Origin of the sequence: Aeromicrobium sp. Leaf272 (assembly GCF_001422865.1) — a bacterium.
In the GTDB taxonomy this organism is placed as follows: Bacteria; Actinomycetota; Actinomycetes; order Propionibacteriales; family Nocardioidaceae; genus Aeromicrobium.
Map to the genome: position 1 here is coordinate 154,453 of NZ_LMMY01000014.1, position 19,331 is coordinate 173,783.

Here is a 19,331-nt window from a genome sequence, read left to right on the forward strand (position 1 = left end):
ACCGGCCCGACATTCCCTCGTGATCGATGGTCATGGTCCGATGTCCTCGTGACCGCAGCCGACGACACCGCTCCCACCGGCCTCCTGCACCTGGTTCCCGCCTCCGACTGGACGGCCGAGCCCGACCGCCCCTACGCGCCGGCGTCGCTGGAGACCGAGGGCTTCGTGCACTGCTCGCCCGACGTGGCCACCACGCTGGCGGTCGCCACGGCGTTCTACTCCGATGCGCCGCGTCCGCTGCTGGTGCTCCACCTGGACGAGTCCCGACTGCGGGCTCCCGTCGTGCGCGAGGCGGCCGTCCCGGTGCCGCCGCCGGGCGTGGGGGACGACGTGCTCTTCCCCCACGTGCGCGGGCCGCTCGACCGCGACGCCGTGGTGCGGGTGCAGCAGGTCGTGTGGAGCGGTTCGTCCGCGGTTGACCTCGTGGAGTCCGCACCTGCGATGATGGGCGTCACGGTTCGGGGCACGGATGGGCGTGGTGTGTGAGCGAGACACGATCGGATGCACGGACGGCGGCGACGTCCATGGTCGAGCTGGTGCGCCGCGAGCTGGGTCTCAACGTCGCCTTCATCAGCGAGATCGAGGGTGACCGGCGCACGTTCCGGGCGCTCGTCTCCGACGTCGACCTGCCCATCGAGATCGGCTTCAACGAGCCGTACGAGGGCACGTACTGCGAGATGATCACGAGCGGGAAGCTCGAGGAGGTCGTCCCCGACACGTCGCGTGACCCGCTCACCGTCGATGCGTTCCACACCTCCTACCTGGGCATCGGCGCCTACGTGGGCGTGCCGATGATGCGCCGCAGCGGGGAGCTGTTCGGGACGCTCTGCGCGTTCTCGCGGAAGCCACGCCCCGACCTGTCGCCCGCCCAGGCGGAGGTCCTGCGGGCCACGGCCGTGCTCATCATGCGGCTGATCGAGGTGGAGGAGGAGGTCGACGGCAGGCTGCGCGACCTCGCCGCCACGGTCGACGAGGCGCTCGAGGCCGGGACGACGATCGACCTGCTGCCCGTCGTCGAGGTCGCCACCGGGGCGGTCGTCGGCCACGAGGCGGTCGCCCGGTTCGGCGACGGAGTGCCGTTCCGCCGTCGGCTCGCCGAGGCCCGCGAGCTGGGTCGAGGGGTCGAGCTGGAGCTGTCGGTCCTGACCCAGACCCTTGCGGCGGTGGAGGACTCCACCGTCCCCGTGGTCAGCACCTCGCTGTCGGCCGAGGCGCTCCGCGATCCGGCGTTCCAGGCCCTGATCTCGGCCATGCCGCCCTCGCGGCTCATGCTCCGCTTCGACGTCGACGAGAAGATCGACGACTACGAGGAGCTCACCCACCTGCTGCAGCCGCTCCGTCTGCTCGGGGCCCGGGTCGCGGTCGACCGCGTCGGCGACGGGTCGGCCGACCTGCGCCACATCCTGCTGCTCTCGCCCGACGTCATCCGCATCGATGCCTCCCTCGTCCAGGGCCTCTCCGAGGACTCGAGCCGACGGGTGCTGGTGGAGTCGATCGCGACGCTGGCCGCGAAGATCGAGGCCGACGCCGTCGCGCTCGGGGTGTCGTCGGACCAGGACCTCGCCTGGATGGAGGAGCTCGGCATCACCCACGTGGTGCGCGAGCTGTAGCGCTGGGCTCCTGCCGTCGCCGACGAGCGGAGAAGTTGGACGTCCGTATCCTCGAAGCGGGCTCGCACCCACGTGAGCCCGTGGGCGCCCCTGCTCTCCTTGTACGAGAGCAGGGGCGCTGCCACCGGCCGCTACCAGGGGATGAAGCGTTCGGCGCGGGGCTGACACTAGGGCCTCGGGACCCCTCTGAGTGCTTCTGTCGCGAGAATGTCACCGAGAGTTACATTTCTCACGTGGAAGACCCGCCGCAGCTCGAGAAGGCGCGCCGACGGAGCGCACGCGTCCACGAGTGGTGATACTCGCGGTATCCGACGCTGACGGCACGACAGGAGACGGCATGTCGATCCAGCACCAGATCAGGTCGCAGGCGGGGGCCCGTGCGGCCAGCACCCTGCGGTGGGGCCTCGGGCACGCCCTGCCCAGGGCTGCCATCCGTGGCTCGTCCAAGCGGGGCGACCTGCACGGTCGTCTGATCGAGGCGTCCGACGAGGCCGAGACCTTCGCGCTGTTCGACCAGATCCGCGCCGGGGGACCGCTGCACCGCGCGAGGTTCGCCTACGTCACGGCCACGCAGCCGGTGGTCAAGGAGGTGCTGACGAGTCCCGACATGCGGACCGGCATCGACTTCGGGCCGGGCGGACCGCTGGCCAAGGTCAGTGGCTGGGCCTTCCGGTCGGCGCCGCTCGGCCCGCTGACCCCGCCGTCGCTCCTGGTCACCGAGCCGCCGGACCACACCCGGTACCGCAAGCTCGTCACCCGCGTCTTCTCGGTGAAGGCCGTGCAGGGTCTGCGGGAGCGCACCCAGCAGATCGCCGACGAGCTGCTCGACGGCCTCGACCCGACCCGGCCCGTGGACCTGGTCGAGGCCTACTGCTCGCAGCTGCCGGTCACGGTGATCGCCGAGATCCTCGGTGTGCCGAGGGAGGACCAGCACCGGGTCCTGCGCTTCGGCACCGGCGCGGCGCCCTCGCTCGACCTCGGGCTGTCGTGGTCGGTCTTCCGTCGGGTCGAGTCGTCGTTGACCGAGTTCGACCGCTGGCTCGAGCAGCACATCGAGAAGGTGCGCCGAGAGCCCGGGGACGACCTGCTGAGCCAGCTGGTGACCGCGCACGACGACGGGGAGGCGCTGAGCGACGCCGAGCTCAAGTCCACCGCGGGGCTGGTGCTGGCGGCCGGCTTCGAGACGACGGTGAACCTGCTGGGGAACGGGATCCGGCTGCTGCACGACCACCCCGACCAGCTCGCCGTGCTGCGCGAGGACCCCACCGTGTGGCCGAACGCCGTCGACGAGGCCCTGCGCCACGACCCGCCGGTGCTCCTCACCGGACGCATGGCGGCGCGTGACACCGAGATCGCCGGCGAGCGAGTGCCGCGCGGCTCGATGATCACCACCCTGCTGGCCGGTGCCAACCGCGATCCCGAGGTCTTCGCCGACCCGGCGCGCTTCGACGTGACCCGTGCCAACGCGGGCGACCACGTGTCGTTCTCCTCGGGACGGCACTACTGCCTCGGAGCGGCGCTGGCCCGCATGGAGGGCGAGGTCGGCCTGCGCACGATCTTCGAGCGGTTCCCGGACCTGCGGCTCGAGCCGGGCGCCACTCGCCGACCCACCCGCATCCTGCGGGGCCACGCGACGCTCCCGGCCACGCTCGCACCGTGAGTGCGCCGAGGCTGCGGCCACGACGCACGAGTGCCCCCGGGAGGATTCGAACCTCCGCTTCCGCCTCCGGAGGGCGGCGCTCTATCCCCTGAGCTACGGGGGCCTGATGGGTGCCGCGCGAGGGCGGAACCCGATCTGGCCGAGTGCGGTGTGAGCCTACCGCACGGCCGATACCGTGGGACCCGTGCCCACCGTCCTGGTTGCCGACGACACGCAGTCGATCCGGTTCCTCATCCGGACGAACCTGGAGCTCGCCGGGTTCGACGTCGAGGAGGCGGTCGACGGTCTGGACTGCCTGGAGAAGCTGCGCGAGTCGGCCGACCGAGGGAGCCTCCCCGACGTGATCACGGTCGACGTGATGATGCCGCGGCAGGACGGTGTCAGCACGGTGCACGCCATCCGGTCGGACCCCCGGCTGCGGCACCTCGGCGTGGTGATGGTGACCACCCAGAACCACCCGGCCGACGTCCAGCGGGGTGTCAAGGCCGGCGTCGACGCCTACGTGACGAAGCCCTTCGACCCCGACTTCCTCGTGGCCACGGTCCGCGACGTCATCCGCCAGCGCGCGCAGGGCTGACCGGGCAGCACCTACGGGTCGTTCCCGCGGCGCGGCGGGGCGTCGCTGCTCGATAGGCTGGCCGGGTGACTCCCGAGCAGCTCAGCGACGTGATCGTGTCCGCCCTCTCCCGGCTCGCCGACGAGGGTCGTCTGAGCCTGCCCGACGGCGTGCCGACGCAGGTGCGCGTCGAGCGTCCGAAGGTCAAGGAGCACGGCGACTACGCCACCAACATCGCGCTGCAGCTGGGCAAGAAGGCCGGGCTGAACCCGCGCGACCTGGCCACCGACCTGGCCGCCGTCCTTGCCGAGCACGACGGCGTCAGCGCGGCCGAGGTCGCCGGGCCCGGGTTCCTCAACCTGCGGGTCGCCGCCTCCGCCCAGGGACAGGTCGCCGAGAAGGTGCTGCAGGGCGGAGCCGACTATGGCCGCAGCGACCTCTACGCCGGCCAGAAGGTGAACCTCGAGTTCGTCAGCGCCAACCCCACCGGGCCGATCCACATCGGCGGCGTGCGCTGGGCCGCCGTGGGCGACTCGCTCGGCCGACTCCTCTCCTTCGCCGGCGCCGACGTCACCCGCGAGTACTACTTCAACGACCACGGGGCACAGATCGACCGGTTCGCCCGGTCCCTCCTGGCGTCCGCCCGCGGACAGGACGCACCGGAGGACGGCTACGGCGGCCAGTACATCCACGACATCGCCGCCGACGTCGTCGCCAAGCACCCCGACGCCGCCTCGCTCCCCGACGCCGAGGCCGTCGAGCTGTTCCGCGCCGAGGGCGTCGACCAGATGTTCGCGGAGATCAAGGCGTCGCTGCACGACTTCGGCGTCGACTTCGACGTCTACTTCCACGAGAACGACCTGCACGAGTCCGGTGCCGTGGATCGCGCCATCGCTCGCCTCGACGAGCTGGGCAAGATGTACGAGCGCGACGGCGCCCGCTGGCTGCGCACGTCCGACTACGGCGACGACAAGGACCGTGTGGTCGTCAAGTCCGACGGGCAGGCCGCGTACATCTCCGGCGACCTCGCCTACTACCTCGACAAGCGCGAGCGCGGTTTCGACCGGTGCCTGATCATGCTCGGCGCCGACCACCACGGGTACGTCTCCCGGATGCTGGCCATGTGCGCGGCCTTCGGTGACGAGCCGGGCGTCAACCTCGAGCTGCTCATCGGGCAGATGGTCAACCTGCTGCGCGACGGCCAGCCGCTGCGGATGAGCAAGCGGGCCGGCACGGTGATCTCGCTCGAGGACCTGGTCGAGGCCATCGGTGTCGACGCCGCCCGGTACGCGCTGGCGCGGTACTCCACCGACTCCCAGATCGACCTCGACCTGGACCTGTGGGCGAGCACCACGAACGACAACCCCGTCTACTACGTCCAGTACGCGCACGCCCGCCTGTCGAGCATCCTGCGCAACGCCATCGACCTCGGCATCGAGCACGGGCTCGACCGGTTCGACCCGGGACTGCTCGAGCACGAGAAGGAGGGTGACCTCCTGCGGGCGCTCGCCAGCTTCCCGGAGGTCGCGGCACGCGCCGCCGAGCTGCGGGAGCCGCACCGGGTGGCTCGCTACCTCGAGCGGACCGCGGCGGCGTTCCACGCCTTCTACGCCGTCTGTCGGGTGCTGCCCCAGGGCGACGAGGACGTGAGCGACGTCCACCGCGCGCGCCTCGTCCTCGTCGACGCCACGCGCCAGGTGGTCGCCAACGGTCTGGCGCTGCTGGGCGTCTCGGCCCCGGAGCGCATGTGATGAGGTCCCACGAGGCAGGCGCCCTGCACGGACAGGCCGGCGACCGCGGACCCGCCTGGCTGCGCAAGCCCGACGACGCCGACGCGCTGGTCCCGCACCTGTGGGCCCAGAACGTGTCGAAGGTCGACGGCGTGGTCACCGTCGCGGGGGAGCCCGTCACCGACCTCGCCGAGGAGTTCGGGACCCCGCTCTACGTCATCGACGAGGACGACTTCCGGGCCCGGGCTCGGGCGTTCCGCGATGCGTTCCCCGACGCCGACGTCTACTACGCCGGCAAGGCGTTCCTCTGCGTCGCGACCGCCCGATGGGTGAACGAGGAGGGCCTCAACCTCGACGTCTGCACCGGGGGTGAGCTCGCGGTCGCGCTGCGCGCCGGCTTCCCTCCGGCCCGCATCGGCCTGCACGGCAACAACAAGTCGGTCGCCGAGCTGCGCCGTGCGCTCGAGGTGGGGGTCGGGCGGATCATCGTCGACTCGCTCGAGGAGATCGACCGTCTCCAGGCGCTGACCGCCGAGACCGGGCGCGAGGCCGCCGTCATGGTCCGCGTCACCGCCGGCGTGGAGGCCCACACCCACGAGTACATCTCCACGTCGCACGAGGACCAGAAGTTCGGCTTCTCGATCGCCGACGGTGCCGCGCTCGCCGCGGTCCGTCGTGTGCTCTCGGCGCAGCGTCCTGAGGGTGGGGGCCTGCGGCTGCTCGGCCTGCACTCGCACATCGGGTCGCAGATCTTCGTCACCGACGGCTTCGAGGTGGCCACGCGGCGGGTGCTGCGGCTGCACGCCCAGATCGCCACCGAGCTCGGCGTCACGCCGCCCGAGCTCGACCTCGGCGGGGGGTTCGGCATCGCCTACACCACCCAGGACGACCCGCGCTCGCCCGAGGACCTCGCCGGCGGCCTGCTCAAGATCGTCGATGACGAGTGCGCGGCGATGGGTCTGGAGGTCCCGCGCATCTCGATCGAGCCCGGCCGGGCCATCGCCGGCCCGTCCACGTTCACGCTCTACGAGGTCGGCACCACCAAGGAGGTCGGTCTCGACGGCGGCGCCTCGCGTCGCTACGTGGCCGTCGACGGCGGGATGAGCGACAACATCCGTCCCGCGCTGTACAGCGCCGACTACTCCTGCACCCTCGCGTCGCGTCGGTCCGCGTCGCATCCGGTGCTGAGCCGCGTCGTCGGCAAGCACTGCGAGAGCGGCGACATCGTGGTCAAGGACGAGTACCTCCCGGCCGACGTCGCTGCCGGCGACCTGCTGGCGGTGCCCGGGACCGGCGCCTACTGCCGATCGCTGGCCAGCAACTACAACCACGTGCCGCGGGCGGCCGTCGTCGCCGTCCGCGACGGCGAGGCTCGCCTCGTGCTGCGCCGCGAGACCGAGGACGACCTCTTCACGCTCGACGTCGGCTGAGCGGCTACGGCAGTCCCGCGAGCCTGAGCAGGGCGGTGAGGACCACGGCGATGCCGATGGTCGTGATCACCGACGCGCCGCGCCAGGCCGCCACGCCGGCCGTCGCGACCCCGACGGTGTCGGCGCCGGCGTGCCACCGGTCGCCGTCGGCGAGCACGCTGGTGACCACCAGGGCGGTGAGCAGGGCGGGTGCCATGAGCGCGATGACCCCCGTGAACCGCTCCGGCAGGTCCCTCCCGCCCAGCAGCACGGGTCCGACGCCCTTCACCGCGGCCGTGGCCAGGGCGAGACCGAGGATCGTCCACCACACCGTGCTCATGCCGGGTCCTGCAGGTCCGGGCCAGGGGGGCCCTGCTCCCGAGGGCCTTGATCCCGAGGGCCTTGATCCCGAGGGCCCTGATCCCGACGGCCCTGATCCCGACGGCCCTGATCCCGATGGCGCAGCCCCCACAGGGCCGCGAGCCCGGCCGCCAGCACGGGCACCCCGGGCGGGGCGAAGGGCACGAGGGCGAGGGCAAGCAGCCCGCCGACGACGGCCACGCCGAGCCGGTTCCGGTCACGCAGCTCCGGCAGCAGGATGCTGAGGAAGAACGCGGGGTAGATCGCGTCGAGCCCGAACCGCTCGAGGTCGCCGATGAGGTCGCCGCCGAACGCGCCGACCACCGTGCCGAGCTGCCAGGCCACCAGCTGGGGTGCCGTCGTCCCGAACAGCCGCCAGCGGTCGAACGTCCCGTCCCCGCGGGCGGCGACCGCCCACGACGAGTCGACGACGGCCTGGCCCTGCAGCCCGCGCCACCAGGCGCGGCCAGGCAGTGACGGTGCGAGCGCCACCCCCATGGGCAGGAACCGCGAGTTCATGAGCGTGCCTGCGGCGACCGCCGCGCCGGCCCCGCCACCGGTCGCGATCACGGCGACGGCCGCGAACTGGGCGGACCCGGCGAACACCACCAGCGACATCACGACGGCCGCAGCCAGGCTGAAGCCGGCCTCTCGGGCCACCACGCCGAACGACATCGACAGCAGGAACGAGGCGAGTCCGAACGGCACGCCGAGTCTCAGGCCCTCTCGGAAGGAGGACCGTTCGGCCGGGGTCACCGCGTCAGTCTGTCATCGGGTCGCGGCGAGCCGTCAGTCGGCGCAGATGGTCTGGGCGTAGAGCCCGGACTCCTCGTTCGACGACGCCTTGCGGCCGTCGACGTCGATGCGGCAGCGGATCGTGGCGTCGGCCGAGGTCTGGGCGCTCGCGAACACGTACGGTCCCGTTCCCTCGTAGACGCGGGTGAACACGACGTCCTCGCCGGCGGAGGTGAACGTCCGCTCCTTCTTCGCGGCGTCCACGACCGTGGCGGTGAACGGTCCGTCCGACGAGAACGTCACCCGGACGGCGACCTGGACCGCGGTGGTGGCCTCCCGGGTCCCCGTCGTGTCCTGCGCCGGGGCGGCCACGGTGGCCGGGCGGTCGGCCAGCAGCGACCGCACGTCGAGCACCGCCCAGACCAGGATCACGGCGACCACCACGATGGTCACGAGACCCACCAGGGGAATCGCCCCGAGCCCACGAAGTCGACGCTTCAGGCGGCTGGATCGAGAGGACACGCGCACAGAGTAGGCGACCGCGGGACGGCGTCGGGCCCGATCGTGCGGAGCCATCGGTGGATCCGCACCATCAGGGCCCGCATCGGTGGATCCTCAACCGCAGACAGCGGTCTGCGGTTGAGGATCCACCGATGGGGGCGGGGTGGGGGTGGGGGTGGGGTCGAGGTGGGGTGGAGCACCGGATCGGCGACAAGGGGTGCGACCGGCGGGCCGCGTCGGTCACACGAGACCGCGGTGCGGTCCGGACCCCAGGCCGGCGAGCTCGTCGTCGTGGTTGTAGACGGCGCAGCTGCGCAGGGACAGGCAGCCGCAGCCGATGCAGCCGTCGAGGTCGTCGCGCAGGCGCTGGAGGCGCTCGATCCGTCGGTCGAGGTCCTCGCGCCACCGGGCGGTGAGGCGCGCCCAGTCCCGCTTGGTGGGCGTGCGGTCGGCCGGGAGGGTCTCGAGCGCCGCACCCACCTCCGCGAGGGGGATGCCCAGCCGCTGGGAGAACTGGACGAAGGCGAGGCGGCGCAGGACCTCGCGCCGGTAGCGCCGTTGGTTGCCGCTCGTCCGCGTGGCGCTGATGAGTCCACGTGACTCGTAGAAGTGCAGAGCCGACACGGCCACGCCGGAGCGCTGCGACACCTCCTGGGGCGTGAGCTGGTCGGTCGGGCGCACAGGGTCTCCTCGATCGGCTTGACCTCAACCATACTCGAGGTTGTTGCATCAGGGCATGGCGATCGGAGCAGGGGTGGGGAGAGCGCCGACGGGGAAGCCCGTCGCGCTGTGGACGGGGCCCTTGGGCCGGACGACGGTCGGGCTCTTCGCCCTGGCGTTCCTGGTGGCCTTCGAGTCGCTGGCGGTCATCACGGTGATGCCCGAGGTGGCACGGGACCTGGACGGGCTCGGCGCGTACGCGGTCGCCTTCGCCGCGCCGATCGCCGTGAGCATCCTGTCGCGCACCGTCGCGGTGCCGTGGATCGACCGCTCCGGCCCCGGCCCGGCCCTCGCCGGGGGCGTGGCGGTCTTCGCCCTCGGGCTCCTCGCGTGCGGGACGGCGTCGACCATGACCTGGTTCCTCGTCGGACGCGCCGTCCAGGGCCTGGGAATGGGGGCGATCGGCGTCGGTCTGTACGTCGTGGTCGCGCGGGCCTACCCGGTCGACCTGCGGCCCCGGGCGCTCGCCGTCATGACGAGCGCATGGACGCTGCCGGCCGTGGTCGGACCAGCCATCGCGGGAGGGCTCGCCCACCTGCTCGGCTGGCGTGCCGTCTTCCTGATGGCCCCGGCCCTCGCGGTCGTGAGCCTCGCCGTCGCCTGGCGGCCCGTCCGGGACCTCGGTGGAGCCGTCGAGACCCCCGACCGGGCCGGTCCGGCCGCACGACGTGTCCCGGTGGCGGCCGCCGCGACGGCCGGCGGTGCGGTGCTCCTGCTCTCCGTCGCCGGCCAGCGCGCGGTCACGTGGTGGCCCTGCCTGCTCGTGGGCTCGGCGGTGCTGCTCGCGGGGGCGGTCCGGCAGCTCGTCCCGCCACGGACCTGGACCGGCGGACGGGGCCTGCCGTCGCTCATGGGTGCCAGGTCCCTGCTCGCCTCGGCCTACTTCGCCGCCGAGGTCTACGTGCCGCTCGCCCTCGTGGACCTGCACGACGTGCCGGTGGGCCTGGCAGGCGCCGTGCTGTCCGTGGCCGCCTTCACCTGGTTCGCCGGGGCGTGGGCGGTCTCGCGTCCTGAGCGTCTCGGGCCCTTCCTGGCGACCACGCAGCGTCGGGCCGCTCTCGGCGCCGGCGCCATCTGCCTGGGCATCCTGGCGGTGCCCCTCGTGCTGCTGCCGCAGGTCCCGGTCGTGCTCGTGGTCGCGGCCTGGGCCGTGGGCGGGTTCGGCATGGGTGCGGCGATGACGTCGTTCGTCACCGAGGTCCTGGCGCGGTCGGCGCCGGGGGAGCAGGCATCGAGCAGCGCGTCGCTGCAGACCAGCGACTCCGTCGCGGAGTCCACCGCGCTGGCGCTGGGGTCGGCGGTGTTCGCGTCCGTCGTGGTCCACGGCGTGGGCGCCGCCGTGCTCGCGGCCTTCGTGGTCCCGGTGGGCTGTGCGGTCGCCGCCCTCGTGGTCCTGCGTCGCGGCTTCACCTCCTGACGGGGGCCGTCCGTGCGGGGTCGGGTCTCACGGCGACCCACTGCGGCCCGGGGCGCGGTGCGGCGCCGATAGGCTGTCCGCGTGACTACCGCACCCGCCGCCGTCCGACCCCTCAAGGTCGCCCTGCTGGGCTGCGGCGTCGTCGGCTCCGAGGTCGCACGCCTGCTGACCCGCGACGGTGACGAGCTGGCCCGGCGGATCGGTGCGCCGATCGAGCTCGTCGGCATCGCCGTCCGGCGGCTCGGGCGCGACCGCGACCTCGACCTCCCGACCGACCTCTTCACGACCGACGCCCTCGCGCTCGTGTCCCGGGGCGACCTCGACGTCGTGATCGAGGTGATCGGGGGCATCGAGCCGGCCCGCGAGCTCATCCTCGCCGCACTCGAGCACGGAGCCTCCGTGGTCACGGCCAACAAGGCCCTGCTGGCCGAGGACGGGGCCCACCTGTTCGAGTCCGCCGAGAAGGCCGAGCGCGACATCGCCTTCGAGGCCGCCGTCGCCGGCGCCATCCCGATCGTCCGCCCCCTGCAGGAGTCCCTGGCCGGTGACGCCGTGGAGCGGGTGCTCGGGATCGTGAACGGCACGACCAACTTCATCCTCGACGCCATGACCACCACCGGGGCCGGCTTCTCCGAGGCGCTCGACGAGGCTCAGCGGCTCGGCTACGCCGAGGCCGACCCGACCGCCGACATCGAGGGCTTCGACGCCGCGGCGAAGGCCGCGATCATCGCCTCGCTGGCCTTCCACACCCGCGTCACCATCGGCGACGTGCACCGCGAGGGCATCACCGACGTGACCGCCGGCGACGTCCGCTCCGCCGACGAGATGGGCTGCGTGGTCAAGCTCCTGGCCATCTGCGAGAAGATCCAGACCCCCGACGGCCCGGCCGTCTCGGCGCGTGTCCACCCCGCGATGATCGCGAAGAGCCACCCGCTCGCCAGCGTGCGCGGCGCGTACAACGCCGTGTTCGTGGAGAGCGAGTCGGCCGGACGTCTGATGTTCTACGGCCCGGGGGCCGGGGGAGCGCCCACCGCGAGCGCGGTCCTGGGCGACGTCGTCTCGGTGGCGCGCAACCGCCGCCAGGGCGTGCACGGCCCGGGCGAGACCTCCCACGCCGACCTCGAGGTGCTCGACGTCGGCCGGGCGCGCACCCGCTACCACGTGTCGATCGACGTGGACGACCGCGCGGGCGTGCTCGCGTCCGTCGCCGACGCGTTCGCCGGCTTCGACGTCTCCATCAAGACGGTCCGCCAGGAGGGCCACGGGTCCGACGCACAGCTCGTCATCGTGACCCACGAGGCCGACGACGCCGCCCTGGCCGCCACGGTCGAGGCCGTGCGCGCGCTCGACATGGTGCGCGACGTCACCTCGGTCATGCGCGTGGAGGGTCTCGACCAGTGAAGGGAACACACTGATGGCACAGCCGTGGCGCGGAGTCGTCGAGGAGTACCGAGAGTGGCTCCCGGTCGACGAGCACACCCCTGTGATCACGCTGGGTGAGGGCGGGACACCGCTCGTGCACTCCACCTGGCTGTCGGCGCTCGTCAAGGGCGACGTCTGGCTCAAGGTCGAGGGGGACAACCCCACGGGGTCCTTCAAGGACCGTGGCATGACCGCCGCGATCTCGGTCGCGGTCGGTGAGGGCGCCAAGGCCGTGGTGTGCGCCTCGACCGGCAACACGTCGGCCTCCATGACGGCCTACGCCGCACGGGCGGGCCTGACCCCGATCGTGCTCGTCCCGCACGGCAAGATCGCCACCGGCAAGATGGCGCAGGCGGTGATGCACGGCGCCGAGGTCATCCAGGTCCGTGGGGGCTTCGACGAGTGCCTCCAGCTCTCGCGCGGGCTCGCCGAGGAGTACCCGGTCGCCCTCGTGAACTCGGTCAACCCGGTGCGTCTGCAGGGGCAGAAGACGGCGTCGTTCGAGATCGTCGACGTGCTCGGCGACGCCCCCGACCTGCACGTGCTCCCCGTCGGCAACGCCGGCAACATCTCCGCCTACTGGATGGGCTTCACCGAGTACGCCGACGCCGGCCTCGCCACGCGGCGCCCCCGCATGTGGGGCTTCCAGGCGGAGGGCGCCGCACCGATCGTGCGCGGTGCGGTGGTGCCCCGCCCCGAGACCGTCGCCACGGCCATCCGGATCGGCAACCCCGCGTCGTGGCACCTCGCGGAGGCGGCTCGGGACTCCTCCGGGGGTCGCATCGACGCCGTGAGCGACGAGCAGATCCTCGACGCGCAGCGCAGGCTCGGCTCGCAGGACGGCGTGTTCGTCGAGCCGGCGTCGGCCGCGGGCGTCGCCGGTCTCCTCGCCGCCGCCGAGGCGGGCGAGGTCGAGCCGGGTCTCACCATCACGGTCACGGTGACGGGCCACGGCCTGAAGGACGTCGAGACGGCGCTGTCCGGCGTCGGCTCGGTGGTCGACTCCGTGATCGACGCCGACGTGCACGACGCCGCCGCCGCTGCCGGCCTGGCCTGAGGGCGCGATGACCTCACCCTTCGTCGACCGCCCGGTGACCGTGCGCACCCCGGCGAGCAGCGCCAACCTGGGGCCGGGCTTCGACGCCCTGGGCCTGGCCCTCGACGTGCACGACGAGCTGACCGCCGAGGTGCTGCCCGGCGACGCCCTCGAGATCGTGGTCGAGGGTGAGGGTGCCGACGAGGTGAGCCGCGACGCGGGACACCTGGTCGTCCGGTCGTTCGACGCCGCGCTCGACCTCATGGGGCTGAGGCGTCCCGGCCTTCGACTCACCTGCCGGAACGTGGTCCCCCACGGACGCGGGATGGGCTCGTCGTCCGCCGCGATCGTGGGCGGCATCGTGTTGGCGAAGGCCCTCGTCGAGGGGGTCGAGGTGCTCGACGACCGGGCCACGCTGCAGCTCGCCCACGACCTCGAGGGTCACCCCGACAACGTGGCGGCCGCGCTGCTGGGCGGCCTGACGATCGCCTGGACGGAGGGGTTCGCCGCCGAGGCGCTCCGCCTCGACGTCGCGGTCCCCGTCACCCTCTTCGTGCCGGACAGCCCGGTGTCCACCGAGGCGGCTCGCGGCCTGCTGCCCGACGCCGTGCCCCACGCCGACGCCGCCGCGAACGCGGGGCGTGCGGCCCTGCTGGTGGCGGCGCTCACCCAGGCCCCGGAACGGCTCGCGGCGGCCACCGAGGACCTCCTGCACCAGCAGTACCGGGCGTCCGCGATGCCCGACTCCTACCAGCTCGTGCGGAGCCTGCGCGTCGACGGTGTGCCGGCGGTCATCTCGGGTGCCGGGCCCACCGTGCTCGCCTTCGCGCGTGGTGTCGCCCAGGCCTGCCCCGACGGCTGGCGCGTGCTCGAGGTCGAGGTCGCGGACCGAGGTGCGCACGTCGTCGACGCCCCCTGACCCGCACGGGAGCGCGTGATCGGGGCAGGACGCCGGGGACCGGCAGCGCTGCTAGAGTGACGATCGTCGGTGTGGAGTCCGCTCCCCGACACCGTTGTTCGATCACCCGCCGTCGGCGGGTGGCCGTGGTGCCCCGGTCTTCGCCGGGAGAGTGCCCGGCGCCCCTCCCACCCAGGAAGCTCTCACGTGACCGACTCCCCGAACGACCAGGCTGCGCCCGACACCTCCGGTGCCGCGGCTGAACCGACCACCAAGCCCGCCCGCCGTGCGGGCGGCGCGCTCGGCGGCAAGGTGCTCGCCGAGCTGCGCGAGATCGCGTCCGGTCTCGGCATCGCCGACGCCGCCAAGCTGCGCAAGGGCGAGCTGATCGACGCCATCAAGCAGGCCCGTGGCGAGACGGCCACCAGCGCGGTCCAGGCCGCACCGGTCGAGGCTCCCGCAGTCGAGGCGAAGGACGAGCGCGGACCGCGGACCCGGGCCGGTGCGCGCCGTGAGCCCGCGACGGAGCAGACGCCGACCGAGGAGCAGGACCGCCGTGGCCAGGACGACGCCCCTCAGGGCGGTGCCCCCCACGAACAGGGCGCTCCCCAGGACCAGGACGGCAGGAAGCGTGACGGCCAGCGGGCCCAGGGCGCCCCGAAGAAGCAGGACGCCCCGAAGAACCAGGACGGGCAGAAGACCGACGGCCAGAAGAACCAGGACGGCCCGAAGCAGGGCGGCCGCGGGCAGGGCCAGGACGACGCCCAGCGCTCCGGCGGACCGAAGAACCAGGGCGCGAAGAACCAGAACGACAAGAACCAGAACGACAAGAACCAGAACGACAAGAACCAGAACGACAAGAACCAGAGCGACAAGGGCCAGAACGACCGGGGCCAGAACGACAAGAACCAGAACGACCGGGGCCAGAACGACGTCGACGACGAGAACGGTGGTCGCCGCCGCAACCGACGCGGCCGCAACCGTGGCGGCCGAGGCGCCGACGGCGAGCCCACCTACGCCGACGACGACGTGCTGGTCCCCGCGGCCGGCATCCTCGACATCCTCGACAACTACGCCTTCGTGCGCACCACGGGCTACCTGCCCAGCGAGAACGACGTGTACGTGTCCCTGTCGATGGTGCGCAAGTGGGGTCTTCGCAAGGGCGACGCCGTCACCGGTCAGGTGCGCCAGCCCCGTGAGGGGGAGCGCAAGGAGAAGTTCAACCCCATGGTGCGGGTCGACACGGTCAACGGGATGCCCCTGGAGGACGCTCGTGGCCGGGTCGAGTTCGCCGGTCTGACCCCGGTGCACCCCGACGAACGTCTGCGCCTGGAGACCGACCCGACGCTGGTCACGACGCGGCTGGTCGACCTCTTCGCGCCGATCGGCAAGGGTCAGCGCAGCCTCGTCGTCGCGCCGCCGCGGGCCGGCCGCACCACCCTCGTGCGCGCGGCCGCCGAGGCCGTCACGACGAACAACCCCGAGTGCCACCTCATGGTGGTGCTCGTCGACGAGCGGCCCGAGGAGGTCACGCAGCTGCAGCGTGCGGTGAAGGGCGAGGTCATCGCCTCCACCTTCGACCGGCCGGCCACCGACCACACGATCGTCGCCGAGCTCGCCGTCGAGCGGGCCAAGCGTCTGGTCGAGCTCGGTCACGACGTCGTGGTGCTGCTGGACTCCATCACGCGGCTCGGTCGCGCCTACCACCAGGCGACGCCGGCTTCCGGACGGGTGACCGCGGGCGTCGACGCGTCGGCCCTGCACCCGGTCAAGGCGCTCTTCGGGGCCGCCCGCAACGCCGAGGACGGTGGATCGCTCACCATCGTCGCCACCGCCCTCGTCGGGACCGGCTCGGCCGTGGACGAGACGGTGCTCGAGGAGCTCGACGGTGCGGCCAACAGCACGCTGCGGCTCGTCGTCGACGACCGCGGGACGGTCTTCCCGGCCGTCGACGTCATCGCCTCGCGGACCCACCACGAGGAGCTGCTCCTCGACCCGCAGGAGCTCGAGATCGTCGCCGGGCTGCGTCGCGCCCTGGCCGGTCGCGAGCCGCGCGAGGCCCTCGACGCCGTGGCCGAGCGGCTCGGTGCGACCGGGAGCAACGGGGAGCTGCTGCTCCAGCTCTCGCGCACGCCGCTGGCCTGAGCACCGGTCGTCGGTCGGGCGGGCTCGCGGATGCGTCCGCGAGCCCGCTCAGGCCCGGCCGGCCAGGTGGGTCATGAGGTCCTCCAGGTGGAGGACGCCGAGGAACCCGCCCGCGGAGTCGGTGCACGCCAGCGGCCCGAACCGGGTGCTGCGCGGGCGTGCCATCGCCCGGGCGACAGCGTCGCCGAGCGGGGTGTCCACGTGCACGGCCAGCACGTCGCTGGACTGCCACCGCCCGTGGTCGTCCTTGATCAGGACCGCGTGCGGACGCCGGTGCTCGTCGACGGCGACGACGACCTCGAAGCCGACCGTCTCCGCCAGCACCGATCGGGCCGAGCCGACGTCGTCGGTCGTGTAGGCACGGCGGACCAGGTCGCGAAGGACGCCGTCCCCGGCCGGTGCCCGGTCCCGGGGCAGGGCTCGATGAGCCTGGGGCGCGGCGCTCTGCCACACCCGTCGGGCCGGGCCGACGAGCGGTCCCTGAGCCAGCGGGACGCCGAGCTCGGAGAGGGTGCGGAGCTCCGCGGCCGTGCTGACCCCCTCGGCGAGCAGCCAGGCGTCCAGCTGGGCGGCCATGGTGCCCGTCACCTCGATGGCGTCCCGCTTCTCCGCGCTGTGCTCGATCCCCTCGACCCAGGCGCGGCCGAGCCGGACGATCGAGGGACGCAAGCGGATGACGCTGCGCAGCGTGGGCTGGGCCGCCTGCTCGCCCCCGAGCGCCACGCTGGCGCCCGCCTCGCGCAGACCCTCGAGGCGGGCTGTCGGTGCGGCGCCCACGTCCTCGGGGACGGCGCGCAGGTCCAGCACCACGCCGGACAGGTCGCCGCGTGACGTCAGGACCGACATGAGCGCCGGGTCGTCGAGGTCGCCGGGGCCCCCGTCGCCCAGCCCCAGGGGGACGGTCAGGAACGTGTCGGGGGGCAACGTCGCCGCGGCCGCGAGAGCGGCGGTCATGATCGAGCACGGGTCGTCGACGACGTCCTGCGACCGGCGTGCGCCCACCGGGGAGGCCACCGTCTGGTAGCCGGCCACCACGCCGCGCGCGAGGTCGAGGATCGGACTGAAGGCGACGTCGGTATCGATCCGCTGGGGCGTCGAGACGACCCAGGGTGCGACGGACATCAGACGGGTGCGGGTGTGGTGCGGATCGAGGCCCGGACCGCCGCGACCAGCTCGGCCGGGACCTCCACCAGGCCGTGGACCGCCGCAGCGTGGTCGGCCACGCGCGCGAGGACGGCCTCGTCGGACGGCTCCTCCCACCGGGCGGTGCACCCGGGGACGACGTCCCCACAGGCGAACGACTTCATGACGACTCCCTCGTCCCGGCGTCCCTGCTGGATGGCTCCCCATCCACCGCCGTGCCGACATCGTAGGGCGGGGTGCGCCGCCTCGTCGGGCTTTCGCGGGATCAGGAGGTGTGTGCAGGATCGAGGACTCCTGCGGCGCTCGGGCCGTGAACCTAGGATGAGCGCGTGACCACTGCATACGACTTCACCGCGAACGCGATCGACGGAACCCCGCGCGAGCTCGCCGACTACCGGGGCAAGGTGCTGCTCGTCGTGAACACGGCGACCCAGTGCGGCTTCACACCACAGCTGGCCGGCCTGGAGGAGCTCTACGCGAGCTACGCCGACCGCGGCCTCGTGGTGCTGGGCTTCCCGTGCGACCAGTTCGGCGGGCAGAACCCCGACTCCGACGACGACACCGCCGCCTTCTGCGAGCGGAACTACGGGGTCAGCTTCCCGATGTTCTCGCAGGTCGAGGTCAACGGCGACGACGCGCACCCGCTCTACCAGTGGCTGCGCAGCGAGAAGAGCGGGTTCGCCGGGAACAAGATCAAGTGGAACTTCACCAAGTTCCTCATCGACACCGAGGGCAACGTGGTCAAGCGGTACGGCTCGACCACCAAGCCCGAGAAGATCGCCTCCGACATCGAGGCCCTGCTCGCCTCCTGAGCGGGTCCTCCACCCCACGCACCGGCGGGCGCGGCGCGCCGGTCACGGGCATCGGGGTGGGGAACAGACGGGGCACGATTTGGGTTGACCAGGGTGCCCCTGGCAGAATCCAGCCTTGGTCCTGGTTCACGGCCCGCGCCGCGGTCCGACCCAGTACCGACGAGAGGACATCATGAAGCGCGACATCCACCCCACGTACGTCGAGACCCAGGTCACCTGCACCTGCGGCAACTCGTTCACCACCCGCAGCACCGCCACCGAGGGATCCCTCCGTGCCGACGTGTGCTCGGCCTGCCACCCGTTCTACACGGGCAAGCAGAAGATCCTCGACACCGGCGGCCGCGTGGCCCGGTTCGAGAAGCGCTACGGCAAGAAGTAGCTCCTCCGACACGCCGACCCGATCCCTCGAGGGACGGGTCGGCGTCGTCGTCCCAGGGCCGCCGGCCCAGGGACCGGACGCGTCGTCGAGACGCCGAGGGCACGAGAGGATCGCCATGTTCGAGGCTGTCGAGGGCCTGGTCGCCGAGCACGCCGAGCTCGAGCGGCAGATGGCCGATCCCGCCCTGCACGCCGATGCCGGCCGTGCCAAGCGCGTCGGCCGGCGGTATGCCGAGCTCGGCGCCGTGGTGGGCACCTACCGCGAGTGGCAGCAGGCGGTCGAGGACCTGCAGGCCGCGCGTGAGCTCGAGCTCGACGACGAGGCGGCCGAGCTCGAGGCGACGCGTGCAGCCCTCGCCGAGCGGCTCCAGCGCCTGCTCGTCCCGCGGGATCCCGCCGACGGCAAGGACGTGATCCTGGAGGTCAAGGGCGGGGAGGGTGGCGAGGAGTCGGCACTCTTCGCCGCCGACCTGCTGCGCATGTACACCAGGTTCGCCGAGCGCAAGGGCTGGCGGGTCGAGATCATCGACGCCACGGAGTCCGCGCTCGGTGGCTACAAGTCGGTCACCGCGTCGGTCGCGGCGAAGGGCACGCCGGAGCCCGGTCAGGCACCGTACGCGCTGCTCAAGTTCGAGGGCGGGGTGCACCGCGTGCAGCGCGTCCCCGTCACCGAGTCGCAGGGACGGATCCACACGTCGGCGGCCGGGGTCCTGGTGCTGCCCGAGGCCGAGGACGTCGACGTCGAGATCCACGACGCCGACCTGCGCATCGACGTCTTCCGGTCCTCCGGCCCGGGGGG

General features: G+C 72.6%; 20 protein-coding genes and 1 tRNA gene. 14 read left to right on the forward strand and 7 right to left on the reverse strand.

Annotated elements, in window-relative coordinates; genetic code table 11:
- Positions 1–48: 48 nt before the first annotated feature.
- The 3 genes from ASF38_RS13615 (at position 49) to ASF38_RS13625 (ending at position 3,270) form a co-directional block, all read left to right on the forward strand.
- Complete coding sequence (locus tag ASF38_RS13615; protein WP_056576677.1) at positions 49–486, forward strand: DUF952 domain-containing protein; 438 nt, start codon at positions 49–51, stop codon at positions 484–486.
- Complete coding sequence (locus ASF38_RS13620) at positions 483–1,610, forward strand: EAL domain-containing protein (RefSeq protein ID WP_255353833.1); 1,128 nt, start codon at positions 483–485, stop codon at positions 1,608–1,610. The genes ASF38_RS13615 and ASF38_RS13620 overlap by 4 nt, the downstream gene beginning before the upstream one ends.
- 337 nt (positions 1,611–1,947) lie before the next feature.
- Positions 1,948–3,270, forward strand: coding sequence for a cytochrome P450 (locus tag ASF38_RS13625; RefSeq protein ID WP_056576683.1), 1,323 nt, complete (start codon positions 1,948–1,950; stop codon positions 3,268–3,270).
- Positions 3,271–3,301: 31 nt separating this feature from the next.
- Here the strand turns inward: ASF38_RS13625 and ASF38_RS13630 are convergent.
- Positions 3,302–3,373, reverse strand: a tRNA-Arg gene (locus tag ASF38_RS13630).
- Positions 3,374–3,454: 81 nt separating this feature from the next.
- Between ASF38_RS13630 and ASF38_RS13635 the strand changes: the two genes are divergently transcribed.
- The 3 genes from ASF38_RS13635 to lysA all read left to right on the forward strand — a co-directional run bounded on the left by ASF38_RS13635 (position 3,455) and on the right by lysA (position 6,986).
- Positions 3,455–3,847, forward strand: a complete 393-nt coding sequence (locus ASF38_RS13635; protein WP_156366927.1) for a response regulator transcription factor — start codon at positions 3,455–3,457, stop codon at positions 3,845–3,847.
- 65 nt (positions 3,848–3,912) lie between these two features.
- Entirely contained in the window at positions 3,913–5,577 is a 1,665-nt protein-coding gene (gene argS, locus ASF38_RS13640) for an arginine--tRNA ligase (RefSeq protein WP_056576686.1), read from the forward strand.
- The gene (lysA, locus tag ASF38_RS13645) at positions 5,574–6,986 is read left to right on the forward strand and encodes a diaminopimelate decarboxylase (RefSeq protein ID WP_369815203.1); all 1,413 of its coding nucleotides are present in this window, start codon (positions 5,574–5,576) and stop codon (positions 6,984–6,986) included. The genes argS and lysA overlap by 4 nt, the downstream gene beginning before the upstream one ends.
- Positions 6,987–6,990: 4 nt before the next feature.
- On the opposite strand, the gene ASF38_RS13650 is transcribed toward lysA, so the two are convergent.
- The 4 genes from ASF38_RS13650 to soxR all read right to left on the reverse strand — a co-directional run bounded on the left by ASF38_RS13650 (position 6,991) and on the right by soxR (position 9,242).
- Positions 6,991–7,305 carry an AzlD domain-containing protein gene (locus tag ASF38_RS13650; RefSeq protein WP_056576690.1) on the reverse strand — a complete coding sequence of 105 codons (315 nt, stop codon included), beginning with the start codon at positions 7,303–7,305 and terminating at the stop codon, positions 6,991–6,993.
- Positions 7,302–8,081 (reverse strand): AzlC family ABC transporter permease, encoded by a 780-nt coding sequence (locus ASF38_RS13655; protein ID WP_235497731.1) that lies wholly within the window; start codon positions 8,079–8,081, stop codon positions 7,302–7,304. The genes ASF38_RS13650 and ASF38_RS13655 overlap by 4 nt, the downstream gene beginning before the upstream one ends.
- 33 nt (positions 8,082–8,114) lie before the next feature.
- A complete protein-coding gene (locus ASF38_RS13660) occupies positions 8,115–8,582 on the reverse strand; it encodes a hypothetical protein (protein ID WP_156364747.1) in 468 nt (155 codons plus the stop codon).
- A gap of 219 nt (positions 8,583–8,801) precedes the next feature.
- Positions 8,802–9,242 (reverse strand): redox-sensitive transcriptional activator SoxR, encoded by a 441-nt coding sequence (gene soxR / locus ASF38_RS13665; protein WP_055966911.1) that lies wholly within the window; start codon positions 9,240–9,242, stop codon positions 8,802–8,804.
- Positions 9,243–9,297: 55 nt separating this feature from the next.
- Here soxR and ASF38_RS13670 point away from each other — a divergent pair, with 55 nt between their 5' ends.
- From ASF38_RS13670 to rho, 5 genes are all read left to right on the forward strand, one after another.
- Positions 9,298–10,698: an MFS transporter gene (locus ASF38_RS13670; protein WP_082480766.1), complete on the forward strand. Its 1,401-nt coding sequence runs from the start codon at positions 9,298–9,300 to the stop codon at positions 10,696–10,698.
- An 81-nt stretch (positions 10,699–10,779) separates the two neighbouring features.
- Positions 10,780–12,099, forward strand: a complete 1,320-nt coding sequence (locus ASF38_RS13675) for a homoserine dehydrogenase (protein WP_055966917.1) — start codon at positions 10,780–10,782, stop codon at positions 12,097–12,099.
- Between the two features lie 13 nt (positions 12,100–12,112).
- Positions 12,113–13,177 (forward strand): threonine synthase, encoded by a 1,065-nt coding sequence (thrC, locus tag ASF38_RS13680; protein ID WP_055966919.1) that lies wholly within the window; start codon positions 12,113–12,115, stop codon positions 13,175–13,177.
- 7 nt (positions 13,178–13,184) lie between these two features.
- Positions 13,185–14,075 (forward strand): homoserine kinase, encoded by an 891-nt coding sequence (gene thrB / locus ASF38_RS13685; protein WP_055966921.1) that lies wholly within the window; start codon positions 13,185–13,187, stop codon positions 14,073–14,075.
- 186 nt (positions 14,076–14,261) lie between these two features.
- Positions 14,262–16,199, forward strand: coding sequence for a transcription termination factor Rho (gene rho, locus ASF38_RS13690; protein WP_056576696.1), 1,938 nt, complete (start codon positions 14,262–14,264; stop codon positions 16,197–16,199).
- Positions 16,200–16,247: 48 nt separating this feature from the next.
- Here rho and ASF38_RS13695 read toward each other — a convergent pair whose 3' ends face one another.
- Both ASF38_RS13695 and ASF38_RS13700 read right to left on the reverse strand, forming a co-directional pair.
- Complete coding sequence (locus ASF38_RS13695) at positions 16,248–17,321, reverse strand: EAL domain-containing protein (protein ID WP_056576700.1); 1,074 nt, start codon at positions 17,319–17,321, stop codon at positions 16,248–16,250.
- Positions 17,321–17,506, reverse strand: coding sequence for a DUF1059 domain-containing protein (locus ASF38_RS13700; protein WP_055966930.1), 186 nt, complete (start codon positions 17,504–17,506; stop codon positions 17,321–17,323). Before ASF38_RS13700 ends, ASF38_RS13695 begins: the two co-directional genes overlap by 1 nt.
- A 165-nt stretch (positions 17,507–17,671) precedes the next feature.
- On the opposite strand from ASF38_RS13700, the gene ASF38_RS13705 reads away from it, so the two are divergent.
- The 3 genes from ASF38_RS13705 to ASF38_RS13715 form a co-directional block, all read left to right on the forward strand.
- Positions 17,672–18,154, forward strand: a complete 483-nt coding sequence (locus ASF38_RS13705; protein ID WP_055966935.1) for a glutathione peroxidase — start codon at positions 17,672–17,674, stop codon at positions 18,152–18,154.
- A 172-nt stretch (positions 18,155–18,326) separates the two neighbouring features.
- Positions 18,327–18,533, forward strand: a complete 207-nt coding sequence (gene rpmE, locus ASF38_RS13710) for a 50S ribosomal protein L31 (RefSeq protein WP_055966938.1) — start codon at positions 18,327–18,329, stop codon at positions 18,531–18,533.
- A gap of 115 nt (positions 18,534–18,648) precedes the next feature.
- Positions 18,649–19,331: PCRF domain-containing protein (locus ASF38_RS13715; protein WP_235497760.1), on the forward strand; the 683-nt coding region annotated here is incomplete at its 3' end.

Excerpts from the sequence above, each read along its gene's own strand:
- ASF38_RS13625 (WP_056576683.1), top strand. The coding sequence starts at position 1,948 with ATGTCGATCCAGCACCAGATCAGGTCGCAGGCGGGGGCCCGTGCGGCC.
- ASF38_RS13650 (WP_056576690.1), bottom strand. The coding sequence starts at position 7,305 with ATGAGCACGGTGTGGTGGACGATCCTCGGTCTCGCCCTGGCCACGGCC.
- ASF38_RS13670 (WP_082480766.1), top strand. The coding sequence starts at position 9,298 with ATGGCGATCGGAGCAGGGGTGGGGAGAGCGCCGACGGGGAAGCCCGTC.
- thrC (WP_055966919.1), top strand. The coding sequence starts at position 12,113 with ATGGCACAGCCGTGGCGCGGAGTCGTCGAGGAGTACCGAGAGTGGCTC.
- thrB (WP_055966921.1), top strand. The coding sequence starts at position 13,185 with ATGACCTCACCCTTCGTCGACCGCCCGGTGACCGTGCGCACCCCGGCG.
- ASF38_RS13695 (WP_056576700.1), bottom strand. The coding sequence starts at position 17,321 with ATGTCCGTCGCACCCTGGGTCGTCTCGACGCCCCAGCGGATCGATACC.
- ASF38_RS13700 (WP_055966930.1), bottom strand. The coding sequence starts at position 17,506 with ATGAAGTCGTTCGCCTGTGGGGACGTCGTCCCCGGGTGCACCGCCCGG.
- rpmE (WP_055966938.1), top strand. The coding sequence starts at position 18,327 with ATGAAGCGCGACATCCACCCCACGTACGTCGAGACCCAGGTCACCTGC.